Annotated in this window: 11 protein-coding genes; 7 read left to right on the top strand and 4 right to left on the bottom strand. The window is 63.2% G+C overall.

Annotated elements, in window-relative coordinates; translation table 11 throughout:
* Nucleotides 1–85 precede the first annotated feature (85 nt).
* Genes ACF8Q6_RS02485 through ACF8Q6_RS02475 form a run of 3 tightly spaced genes read left to right on the top strand, consistent with a single transcriptional unit; the run spans nt 86 to nt 1,902 of the window.
* Nucleotides 86–583 carry a hypothetical protein gene (locus ACF8Q6_RS02485; protein ID WP_003254673.1) on the top strand — a complete coding sequence of 166 codons (498 nt, stop codon included), beginning with the start codon at nt 86–88 and terminating at the stop codon, nt 581–583.
* Nucleotides 584–597: 14 nt separating this feature from the next.
* A complete protein-coding gene (locus ACF8Q6_RS02480; RefSeq protein WP_003254671.1) occupies nt 598–1,371 on the top strand; it encodes a class II glutamine amidotransferase in 774 nt (257 codons plus the stop codon).
* A 9-nt stretch (nt 1,372–1,380) separates the two neighbouring features.
* A complete protein-coding gene (locus ACF8Q6_RS02475; protein ID WP_003254669.1) occupies nt 1,381–1,902 on the top strand; it encodes a DUF2937 family protein in 522 nt (173 codons plus the stop codon).
* 72 nt (nt 1,903–1,974) lie between these two features.
* Here the strand turns inward: ACF8Q6_RS02475 and ACF8Q6_RS02470 are convergent, their stop codons facing one another.
* On the bottom strand, nt 1,975–2,886 hold the full coding sequence (locus ACF8Q6_RS02470) for a LysR family transcriptional regulator (protein ID WP_392492772.1): 912 nt from the start codon (nt 2,884–2,886) through the stop codon (nt 1,975–1,977).
* 130 nt (nt 2,887–3,016) lie between these two features.
* On the opposite strand from ACF8Q6_RS02470, the gene ACF8Q6_RS02465 reads away from it, so the two are divergent.
* Genes ACF8Q6_RS02465 through ACF8Q6_RS02450 form a run of 4 tightly spaced genes read left to right on the top strand, consistent with a single transcriptional unit; the run spans nt 3,017 to nt 6,689 of the window.
* Entirely contained in the window at nt 3,017–4,303 is a 1,287-nt protein-coding gene (locus ACF8Q6_RS02465) for an MFS transporter (RefSeq protein ID WP_003254666.1), read from the top strand.
* A 9-nt stretch (nt 4,304–4,312) separates the two neighbouring features.
* On the top strand, nt 4,313–5,089 hold the full coding sequence (locus ACF8Q6_RS02460) for a 5-oxoprolinase subunit PxpA (protein ID WP_033726002.1): 777 nt from the start codon (nt 4,313–4,315) through the stop codon (nt 5,087–5,089).
* A complete protein-coding gene (pxpB, locus tag ACF8Q6_RS02455; RefSeq protein WP_392492770.1) occupies nt 5,089–5,775 on the top strand; it encodes a 5-oxoprolinase subunit PxpB in 687 nt (228 codons plus the stop codon). The genes ACF8Q6_RS02460 and pxpB overlap by 1 nt, the downstream gene beginning before the upstream one ends.
* Entirely contained in the window at nt 5,772–6,689 is a 918-nt protein-coding gene (locus ACF8Q6_RS02450) for a biotin-dependent carboxyltransferase family protein (RefSeq protein ID WP_392492769.1), read from the top strand. The genes pxpB and ACF8Q6_RS02450 overlap by 4 nt, the downstream gene beginning before the upstream one ends.
* 81 nt (nt 6,690–6,770) lie before the next feature.
* Here ACF8Q6_RS02450 and ACF8Q6_RS02445 read toward each other — a convergent pair whose 3' ends face one another.
* From ACF8Q6_RS02445 to ACF8Q6_RS02435, 3 genes are all read right to left on the bottom strand, one after another.
* Entirely contained in the window at nt 6,771–7,949 is a 1,179-nt protein-coding gene (locus tag ACF8Q6_RS02445) for a VWA domain-containing protein (protein ID WP_392492767.1), read from the bottom strand.
* A 13-nt stretch (nt 7,950–7,962) separates the two neighbouring features.
* Nucleotides 7,963–8,808, bottom strand: coding sequence for a MoxR family ATPase (locus tag ACF8Q6_RS02440; protein WP_003254658.1), 846 nt, complete (start codon nt 8,806–8,808; stop codon nt 7,963–7,965).
* A gap of 187 nt (nt 8,809–8,995) precedes the next feature.
* Nucleotides 8,996–10,069: a DUF748 domain-containing protein gene (locus tag ACF8Q6_RS02435; protein WP_161775088.1), complete on the bottom strand. Its 1,074-nt coding sequence runs from the start codon at nt 10,067–10,069 to the stop codon at nt 8,996–8,998.
* Nucleotides 10,070–10,098 lie beyond the last annotated feature (29 nt).

The raw sequence follows: 10,098 nt of genomic DNA, 5'->3' as shown, positions 1-10,098 counted from the left end.
CGAAGAGGCCGGCACAGGCAAACACTGTCTGCGCCCGGAAAAGTGTTTATCATAGGCATCTCTTTGCCTGGCTTGCACGAACACCATGACCGAGAACGACTACACCTTCGCCTGGGGCTTGTACGCAGTGGCCGCCTTAGGGTGCCTGCTGGTGGGCTTCAAGCTCACCGGCTGGATGTGGCGCTGGCTGCGCGAACCGCTACGGGTGGTGCTGGCGGTGCTGCTGCTGACCCCGACCATCGTCGACCCGGTCAAGGACAGCTTCGCCCCTGCAATCGCCATCACTGCGCTGGATGTCGCTTTCAAGGTCGGCAACAACGCCTGGCGCGCTGTGTCCGACTTCGCCATGTATGGCATGATCGCCTTCGGCCTGTACTTCCTCTTCGTGCTGCTGCGCTGGCCGCTGGAAAAGCGCGCGCACGCACGCCGTGAGCAGGCCGAAGCCGCTGCCAGGCGTCAGCGGGCCGAGGATGACCAGCTCGGCACCCAGGCGCCGCTGGCTGCCGAGCGCAGCGACCGTTACCGTGACGACTTGCCGCCAGCCGCTACGCGTGGCGCAGGCCGGGTCGAGCCTCGTCTGTAAACGGAGACACGCCTATGTGCGAACTGCTGGGCATGAGCGCCAACGTCCCTACCGACATTGTTTTCAGCTTCACCGGCCTGATGCAGCGGGGCGGGCGTACCGGCCCGCACCGTGACGGCTGGGGGATAGGCTTTTACGAAGGCCGCGGCCTGCGCCTGTTCCAGGACCCGGCCGCGAGCAGCGAGTCGGAAGTGGCCAACCTCGTGCAGCGCTACCCGATCAAAAGCGAAGTGGTGATCGGTCATATCCGTCAGGCCAACGTCGGCAGGGTGTGCCTGTCCAACACCCACCCGTTCGTGCGGGAAATGTGGGGCCGCAACTGGTGCTTCGCGCACAACGGCCAGCTGGGTGACTTCAAGGGCCTGGCCAGTTTCTACCGGCCAGTGGGCGACACCGACAGCGAAGCGGCCTTCTGCGACCTGCTCAACCGCATCCGCAGCGCTTTCCCCGAACCGGTGCCGGTGGAACAGCTGCTGCCAGTGTTGGTCGAAGCCTGTGCCGGCTACCGTGGTCAGGGCGTGTTCAACTGCATGCTCAGCGACGGCGACTGGCTGTTCTGCTTCTGCTCGACCAAGCTGGTGCACATCACCCGCCGTGCGCCATTCGGTGCCGCACGGTTGAAGGATGTCGACCTGATCGTCGATTTTCATACCGAAACCACCCCCAACGACGTGGTCACGGTGATTGCCACCGAGGCCCTGACCGAGAACGAGACCTGGCACCGCTACGCGCCGGGTCAGTGGGCCCTGTGGCGGCACGGCGAGTGCGTGGCGCACGGCCAGAGCTAAGGACGCTGCATGTTCAGAAGTTACCTGCGATTGCTGTTGTTCACCTTCGGCCTGCTGGCCGGTATCCAGGTCCCGGGGCTGGTCAAGGACTACAGCCAGCGGGTCGAGGCGCACCTGTTCGAATCGCGCGAGGCACTCGATGGGTTCCGGCAAACGGCCGAGCGCTTTTTCAAGGGCGACTTGCAGGCACTGCTGCAGCACTACCGCAGCAGCGACGACCCGGTATTCAACAGTGATGCCAACAGCATCGAAAGCCTGATGATCCGCAACGAACTGCTGGAAAACGAATGGCAGGTGCTGCAAGGGTCATGGGCCGAGCGTACCTGGCATGTGCTGGTACAGGCCGACCCGCAGTTGCGTGAAGAAACCCTCAATGGCTACAGCTACCAGATTCTGCTGGTGCCCGAGGCGATTGGCTGGGGTGTGGGTGCCGGTTTTGTGCTGGCCTTTGTGGTCGAAAGCCTGTTGCTGGGGATCGGCTGGCTGATCCTGGGCGGGCGGCGCAGGGTGGTGAAAGAGAGCTGGCGCTAAGTTCTGCTGTACCTGTACCGGCCCTTTCGCGGGCGAGCCCGCGAAAGGGCCGGTACAGGCAGAGACTGTTGTTCAGACCAGTACGATCCGCTGCCCCCCCACATCCCGCGCATACCGCTCCAACACCTGCCGGCAAACCCCAACCACCTCATCGACCAACGCCACCCCGGTCTGCCACGCCACCACCAGCTCAAGGCTCGGCGGCGGCTGTAACCCTTCCAGCAGCACCAGCTCGCCCCGGCCCAACTCGGCTTCCACCAGCGCCGGCGGTAGCGCGCCAATGCCAAAACCATCGCGCAACAGCCGGGTAATCGCCGCCACCGAATTCACACAATTCAACCGCGGCGCCTCTGCCCCCGCAGCCTGCAGCAAGCTCAGCACCTCTTGGTGCGGCCGTGAATTCTTCGAGAAGGTGATGATGCGCTCGCGCCCAAGTTCGGCCAGCGACGCATAGTCCCGGTGCTGGTGGGCGCCTGCGGCCACCACCCAGCCCATTGGGTAGCGCGCCAGGTCGAGGCTGCGGATCGATTGCTCGCGCAGCAAGTCGGTCTGCAAAATCACGTCAAGAAAGCCCTTCTGCAGCTGCTCGCGCAAGTTCAGCGCGGTGTCGGCCACCAGTTCGATTTCCACCTGCGGGTAGCGCTCGGTCAGCTCCGCCACCAGTGCGCTCATCCAGGTGTGGATCACCGTGTCCATTACCCCGATGCGAATGCGCCCGACCTTGGCCCGGTCGCTGTCCAGCGACTGCTTCATGGCCTTGGCGGTTTCCAGCATGCGTTCGGCGTATTCCAGTACCTTGCCGCCCTCCGGGGTCAGGCTGACGCCGCGGGAGTCGCGCAGCAGCAGCTTCACGCCCAGGTCAGCCTCCAGTGCGGCAATACGGCTGGATACCGAAGCCTGGGTGGTGAACAGCTTTTCTGCCGTCAGGCGGAAGCTCTTGAGCCGGGCGACCCAGACGAAGGTTTCGAGGAAGCGAAGGTTCATGATCAGTTTTTCTTGTTCCAGACCGGCGGTTTTTTTCGTTGGACGCAGGCGAGGCGGCCTCTGAACAATGACGCCCAGGCCGCGACGCTTCATGTCGCCCATAAAACAATACCAACAAGCCGAGGCATCCATGAACCCCACCGGCGTGCAACAGCAGGTCAGTTCCCTCCGTTCGTCCGGGCCTTTCGCCTGGTACCGCGACATCGACAAACAGCAACGACGTACCTTCTGGAGCTGCAAGATTGGCTATGGCCTGGACGGCATGGACACACAGATGCTCAGTTTCGTCATTCCTACACTGATCATGCTGTGGGGTATCACCACCACCGAAGCCGGGTTGATCCACACCAGCACGCTGATCGCCTCGGCTGTAGGAGGCTGGGTGGCCGGTATCCTCTCCGACCGCATCGGCCGGGTGCGTACCCTGCAACTGACGGTGTTGTGGTTCGCCTTCTTCACCTTCCTGTGCGGCTTCGCTCAGAACTACGAGCAACTGTTGATTGCCCGAACCCTCATGGGCTTTGGCTTCGGTGGCGAGTGGACCGCCGGCGCGGTGTTGATCGGCGAGGTGATCCGCGCCCAGGACCGCGGCAAGGCGGTGGGCATGGTGCAGTCCGGTTGGGCAATTGGCTGGGGCCTCACGGCCATCCTTTATGCGCTGCTGTTCTCCTGGCTGCCGGCAGAGCAGGCCTGGCGTGCGTTGTTCCTGCTGGGGCTGGTACCGGCAATCTTCGTTATCTTCGTTCGCCGCCTGGTCAAGGACCCTGAGGTCTATCGTAAGGCCAAGGCAGTGGAAAACGCCGAGGCACCCTCGCGCTTCTACGAAATCTTCGCGCCGGGCATGCTCTGGACCACCGTGCGGGCATCCCTGCTGACCACCGGCGCACTCGGCGGTTACTACGCCATCACCTCGTGGCTGCCAACCTTCCTGAAGAACGAACGCGGCCTGAGTGTGCTGGGCACGGGGGGCTATCTGGCCATGGTGATCGTCGGCTCGTACATGGGTTATGTGGTCAGTGCTTATCTGTCCGACTTGCTGGGGCGCAAGAAGAACTTCATCCTGTTCGCCGTGGGCTCCTTCGTCATTGTGCTGTTATACACGCAGATGCCGGTCAGCGATGGCGTGATGCTGTGGCTGGGCCTCCCGTTGGGCTTCTTCGCCTCGGGTATCTTCAGCGGCATGGGGGCGTTTCTGACCGAACTGTTCCCCACGCGCATTCGGGGTTCGGGGCAGGGCTTCTGTTACAACATCGGCAAGGTCATTGCCGCGCTGTTTCCGTTGATGATCGGCATGCTCGGCCAGAATGTTCCGCTGGGCCTGGGTATCGGCGTGTTTTCTGCGGTGTCCTACGGCATTGTGATCGTGGCGGCCTTGAGCTTGCCTGAAACCCGCGGCAAACAGCTGCAGGCGCGGTAAGGTAGGCCTATGCACAACGACAAGGGAGACCGCGTGGTGGAACGCCTGCTACTCAATTGCGACATGGGCGAGAGTTTCGGCAGCTGGCGCATGGGCCTGGATGCCGAGGTCATGCCTTACATCGATTGCGCCAATATCGCCTGCGGCTACCACGCCGGCGACCCCGGTATCATGCGCCGTACCGTGGCCCTGGCGCTGGAGCACGGGGTGACTATCGGCGCGCATCCGGCCTACCCGGACCTGGTCGGCTTTGGCCGCCGTTCCATGGCCTGCAGCCCGGAAGAAATCCGTGACCTGCTGCATTACCAGATCGGTGCGCTGGATGGCATCTGCAAAGTGCTGGGTGGTCGCGTGGCCTATGTGAAGCCCCATGGTGCGCTGTACAACGACATGATGGCCGACCCGCTCAAGCTGCGTACCGTGCTGGAGGCCGTCGCGGCCTATGACAGCAACCTGCCATTGATGCTGATGGCCACCGCCGACAACCGTGCCGCCCAGGCACTGGGCGATGAAATCGGCGTGCCGCTGTGGTTCGAGGCGTTCGCAGACCGCGCCTACACCGCCAGCGGCCATCTGCTGTCGCGGCGCCTGCCGGGCGCGGTGCATCACGACCCGGCGCGGGTGGTGGAGCAGGCGGTGCGTCTGGCCCGAGGCGAAACGCTGTTGGCTGACGATGGCAGTGCCTTGCAGCTTGCCGCCCGCACCCTCTGCGTGCATGGCGACAACGACAGTTCGGTGGCGGCGGTGCGGCAGATTCGCCAGGCCCTTGATGGGCTGGAGGCGTGATGAAGCCGCGAATTGAAGTGGTCGCCATCGACAGCCTGATGGTCCGCCTGTTCGACCGTATCGATGAGGCCAACATGCCATGGATGCTCGCCGCCAGCCGGCGCTTGAGCGCGGCGCTCGGCGAGCACCTGCTGGACCTGGTGCCGTCCTACACCACGCTGATGGTGCAGTCTGCCCTGCCGCCGGGCGAGGCGAGGGCGCGAATCGCTCTGGCGCTGGACGGCTTGCAGCCTGACACCGGCAGTGGCGGCCGCCGACACGAAATCCCGGTGTGGTACGACGCCAGTGTCGGCCCCGAGCTGCCTGTGCTGGCGGCCCGCAGCGGCTTGAGTGAAGCGGAGATTGTTCGCTTGCACGGCGAACGTGATTACCCGGTGTTTGCCCTGGGCTTCGCGCCTGGTTTCGGCTTCATGGGCCTGGTCGACGAGCGCCTGGCCAGCCCTCGTCTGAGTACCCCGCGCAAGCGCGTGGCGGCGGGCAGCGTGGGTATTGCCGAGCGCCAGACGGCGGCCTACCCGGCAGTATCGCCGGGTGGCTGGAACCTGATCGGACGCACCCCGGTGCGGTTGTTCGACCGTGAGCGTGAGGGTTACAGCCTTTTGCAACCCGGTGACCGGGTGCGCTTCGTGCCGGTTTCGCGCAGCGAATTCCTGGCCATGGGTGGTGATGTGGAGGCGCAGGGATGAAGCAGTTGATGATCGAGGCCAGTACGCCGTTGTGCCAGTTACAGGATGCCGGGCGCTTTGGCGTGCGCCACCTTGGCGTGACCCAGGGCGGGGCGCTGGACTGGGTGGCGATGCACTGGGCCAACTGGCTGCTGGGCAACCCGTTGGGGGCGCCGGTGGTCGAGGTGGCGCTGGGTGGTTTTTGCGTGGTGGCCGAACAGGATTGCGTGCTGGCCCTGGCCGGTGCCGACCTGGATGCGTGTGTCGATGATCAGCCCCTGGCGCCATGGCGCAGCTTTGCCCTGGCCAAGGGGCAGCGCTTGACCTTGAAACAGCCCAAAGTGGGTGTGCGGGCGTATCTGGCGGCACCGGGTGGGTTCCTGGGTGAGGAGGTGCTGGGCAGTTGTGCCACCGTGGTACGTGAAGCACTGGGTGGCATCGATGGCCAGGGGGCTGCGCTGGCTAGAAACCAGGCATTGGCTTTTACCGGTAGCAGTGCACCCCTGCGCGAAGTGCCGCACGCGTTGTGCCCACAGTTCGCCCCAAAGCCGGTGCTCGACCTGGTGATGGGCGCGCAGATTGGTGAATTCAGCGGTACCAGCCTGTTCGAGGCATTCAACCGGGAGTGGACGCTGGACAGCCGGGCCGACCGCATGGGCATCCGGTTGTTGGGGCCGCAGTTGGTGTACCAAGGGGCGCCGATGATCTCCGAAGGGATCCCGCTGGGGGCGGTACAGGTGCCGCCGGACGGGCAGCCGATCGTGTTGCTCAATGACCGGCAGACCATTGGTGGGTACCCGCGGCTGGGCGCGCTGACGCCGCTGGCGCTGGCGCAACTGGCGCAGTGCATGCCGGGGGCGGAGGTGCGGTTCAGGGCGGTGGTGCAGGACGAGGCCTGGCGGGAGCAGCAGGATTACCTGAACCGTTGGCGGTAGAGCGGGCGGCCTCTTCGCGGGTGAACCCGCTCCTACACACGTCCTGTGCATGCCTTGACGGTGATGTTGGAGCAGGCAACCTCACTTGGACAGGTAGCGCATCCCGTCCTCCAACCCTTGCAGGGTCAGCGGATACATCTTGTCCTCGATCAGGTCGCGCACCAGATGGGTCGAGGCGGTGTACTCCCAGGCCTGCTTGGGGTACGGGTTGATCCAGATGACCTTCCTGAATTTTTCCATGAAACGCTGGATCCACACATACCCGGCTTCTTCGTTCCAGTGCTCCACGCTGCCACCCGGCTGGGTGATCTCGTAGGGCGCCATGGCCGCGTCACCGACGAACACCACCTTGTAGTCATCGCCGTACTTGTGCAGCAGGTCGAAGGTGGAAAAACGTTCGGACGAGCGGCGCAGGTTGTTCTTCCACACCGACTCATAAACGCAATTGTGGAAGTAGTAATACTCCAGGTGCTTGAACTCGGTCTTGCAGGCCGAGAACAGCTCTTCGCAGACTTTGACGTGGGCATCCATCGAACCGCCAATGTCGAGCAGCAACAGCAGCTTCACGGTGTTGCGCCGCTCGGGGCGCATCTGGATGTTCAGCAACCCGGCATCACGCGCGGTGTGGTCGATGGTGCCGTCGATGTCCAGCTCTTCGGCGGCGCCTTCGCGGGCGAACTTGCGCAGCCGGCGCAGGGCCAGCTTGATGTTGCGGGTGCCAAGCTCGACCTGGTCGTCGAGGTTCTTGTACTCGCGTTGGTCCCAGACTTTTGCTGCCTTGCCCTGGCGCTTGCCGGCGTCACCGACGCGGATGCCCTCGGGGTTGAAGCCGCCCGAGCCGAATGGGCTGGTGCCGCCGGTGCCAATCCACTTGTTGCCGCCAGCGTGGCGTTCCTTCTGCTCTTCGAGGCGCTGCTTGAAGGCCTCGATAAGCTTGTCCAGGCCGCCCAGCGACTGGATCTGTGCGCGTTCTTCATCGGTCAGCGAGCGCTCGAATTCCTTGCGCAGCCAGTCTTCGGGGATCAGCGCCTCGATGTGCCGGTCGAGGTTTTCCAGGCCCTTGAAGTAGGCTGCGAAGGCACGGTCGAACTTGTCGAAGTGGCGTTCGTCCTTCACCAGGATGGCGCGAGCGAGGTAGTAGAACGCGTCCATGTCGGCGAACACCACGCGCTTTTGCAAGGCCTGGTGCAGGTCGAGCAGTTCACGCACCGAAACCGGCACCTTGGCCGCACGCATCTCATTGAACAGATTGAGCAGCATGGCCCTGCTCCTGTCAGCGGTTGCCGCGCCGGCTCATGAAGGCCAGGCGCTCAAGCAGTTGTACATCCTGCTCGTTTTTTACCAGCGCACCGGCCAGCGGCGGGATGGCCTTGGTCGGGTCGCGTTCGCGCAGCACCGCTTCACCGATGTTGTCGGCCATCAGCAGCTTGAGCCAGTCGACCAGCTCGGAGGTGGACGGCTTTTTCTTCAGCCCCGGCACCTTGCGCACGTCGAAGAACACATCCAGCGCCTCACTGACCAGCGACTGGCTGATGTTCGGGTAGTGCACGTCGACGATCTGCTGCAGGGTCGTGCGGTCGGGGAAGGCGATGTAGTGGAAGAAGCAGCGGCGCAGGAAGGCGTCCGGCAGCTCTTTTTCGTTGTTCGAGGTAATGATGATGATCGGACGCTGTTTGGCCTTGATGGTCTCGTCGATTTCGTAGACGTAGAACTCCATCTTGTCGAGTTCTTGCAGCAGGTCGTTGGGGAATTCGATATCGGCCTTGTCGATTTCGTCGATCAGCAGGATGACCCGCTCGTCGGCCTCGAAGGCCTCCCAGAGCTTGCCCTTTTTCAGGTAGTTGCGCACATCGTGCACCTTGTCCACGCCCAGCTGCGAGTCGCGCAGGCGGCTGACCGCGTCGTACTCATAGAGCCCCTGGTGGGCCTTGGTGGTGGATTTGATGTGCCAGGTGATCAGGCGCGCCCCGAACGAGGCCGCCAACTGCTCGGCGAGCATGGTTTTGCCGGTGCCCGGTTCGCCCTTGACCAACAGCGGGCGTTCGAGGGTAATGGCCGCGTTTACCGCCAGTTTCAGGTCGTCTGTGGCGACGTAGTCGCGGGTGCCTTCGAACTTCATGGGGGGTTGTCCTCTGTTTAGGGCTGTGCGGGCCTTTTCGCGGTACAGGGTTGAAGGTGCGGGTTTACCCGCGAAGCGGCCCGAACAGGCAGCACATAATCCGGATTTGTTTCCGACTATAACGCGGGGCCAGGCGGCTGCAAACGCAGACCGGGTATTCAGTCCCTGAATGCCCCGTCACGCTGTCTCAGTCAGACTTCGGCGCTGGTTGCTCATAGCGCGCATTGAATGCCTGCACAAACCCGTTGCGCAGGATCTGCAAGAACGCCTCGAAGGCACTGACATCCTGTTTGCGCACACTGCCGCTGAGCTCCACCCGGGTAGCGAACTGGTTTTTCGGCTGGTTCTTAAGCACCGTCTCGGTCGCTCCCACCAAGGCCTCCCACACTGAGCGGAAGAAACCCTTGTCCTTTTCCTCGACGTCCTGTTGCCAGTCGAACACGTCGACATCGCGCAGCAGCGGTTTTATGTAGCCGTTCAGCCGGCCGTTTTCTGCCTGGGCCTCGATGACCACGTCACCGTGCCCGGCATTGAAGTCGAATTTGCCGTAAGCGCTGGCAAAGTCATTCAGTTTGCGCAGCTCGATGCCGGTGGCGCGAAGCCTGAATTCGAAGTCGTCGAAATCACTGAAAGGGTCGAAGGTGGCACGGCTTTCTACATTCGCATCCCCTGCGATGAGCGCCGTGCCTTCGAAACTTGCGTCGCGACGGCCTTTCTGGTCGCGCACGTTGGTCAGGTTGCGGATGCTGGCGTTCAACCGGGTGGCCTTGAGGTCGACCGGTGGCTTGGAATTGAAGTTGCGGAACGTCAGCACGCCATTGTCGATACGCACTTCGTTGAGGGTGATGGGCAGGAGTTTTTCCAGCTGCTGGCGCCAGTCGGTACCTTGGCCGGTCTGCGACGCCTGTTTGCTACCACCGTCGACAAAATTCAGCTCGGGATGCACGAAGGTCACCTCCGCCACCACTGCCTTGTCGTACCACAACGAATGCCAGCTCACCGAGAGGTCGATCAGTGGGGCGTCGAGAAACGGTACGGGCACCTTGCCGGTGGTCTTGACGATTTTCAGCCCGTTTATCTGATAGGCACCGCGCCACCAGGCCAGGTCCACATCGGCTACCTGGCCGCGGTAGTCACCCATGTCGGCCAGCTTGTCGTTGAGGTAGTCGCGCACCAGGTAGGGCAGGGCCAGGTGCAGCGCTACCAGCAGCACGATCAGGCTGGCCAGGCCGACCAGCGGCCAGCGATAGCGGGCTTTCATGAGGCTGTCTCCAAGGCGGGATGTGCGGT

It is taken from the genome of Pseudomonas sp. GLN_2 (assembly GCF_043106005.1).
Classification (GTDB): Bacteria; Pseudomonadota; Gammaproteobacteria; order Pseudomonadales; family Pseudomonadaceae; genus Aquipseudomonas; species Aquipseudomonas alloputida.
Note: the sequence above shows the minus strand (reverse complement) of the source record. Positions and strands in the feature narration are given on the sequence as shown.

Coding starts and splice junctions, on each gene's coding strand:
- ACF8Q6_RS02445 (WP_392492767.1), bottom strand. CDS start 7,949: ATGCTGCTCAATCTGTTCAATGAGATGCGTGCGGCCAAGGTGCCGGTT.
- ACF8Q6_RS02485 (WP_003254673.1), top strand. CDS start 86: ATGACCGAGAACGACTACACCTTCGCCTGGGGCTTGTACGCAGTGGCC.
- pxpB (WP_392492770.1), top strand. CDS start 5,089: ATGAAGCCGCGAATTGAAGTGGTCGCCATCGACAGCCTGATGGTCCGC.
- ACF8Q6_RS02470 (WP_392492772.1), bottom strand. CDS start 2,886: ATGAACCTTCGCTTCCTCGAAACCTTCGTCTGGGTCGCCCGGCTCAAG.
- ACF8Q6_RS02465 (WP_003254666.1), top strand. CDS start 3,017: ATGAACCCCACCGGCGTGCAACAGCAGGTCAGTTCCCTCCGTTCGTCC.
- ACF8Q6_RS02460 (WP_033726002.1), top strand. CDS start 4,313: ATGCACAACGACAAGGGAGACCGCGTGGTGGAACGCCTGCTACTCAAT.
- ACF8Q6_RS02480 (WP_003254671.1), top strand. CDS start 598: ATGTGCGAACTGCTGGGCATGAGCGCCAACGTCCCTACCGACATTGTT.
- ACF8Q6_RS02475 (WP_003254669.1), top strand. CDS start 1,381: ATGTTCAGAAGTTACCTGCGATTGCTGTTGTTCACCTTCGGCCTGCTG.
- ACF8Q6_RS02440 (WP_003254658.1), bottom strand. CDS start 8,808: ATGAAGTTCGAAGGCACCCGCGACTACGTCGCCACAGACGACCTGAAA.
- ACF8Q6_RS02450 (WP_392492769.1), top strand. CDS start 5,772: ATGAAGCAGTTGATGATCGAGGCCAGTACGCCGTTGTGCCAGTTACAG.
- ACF8Q6_RS02435 (WP_161775088.1), bottom strand. CDS start 10,069: ATGAAAGCCCGCTATCGCTGGCCGCTGGTCGGCCTGGCCAGCCTGATC.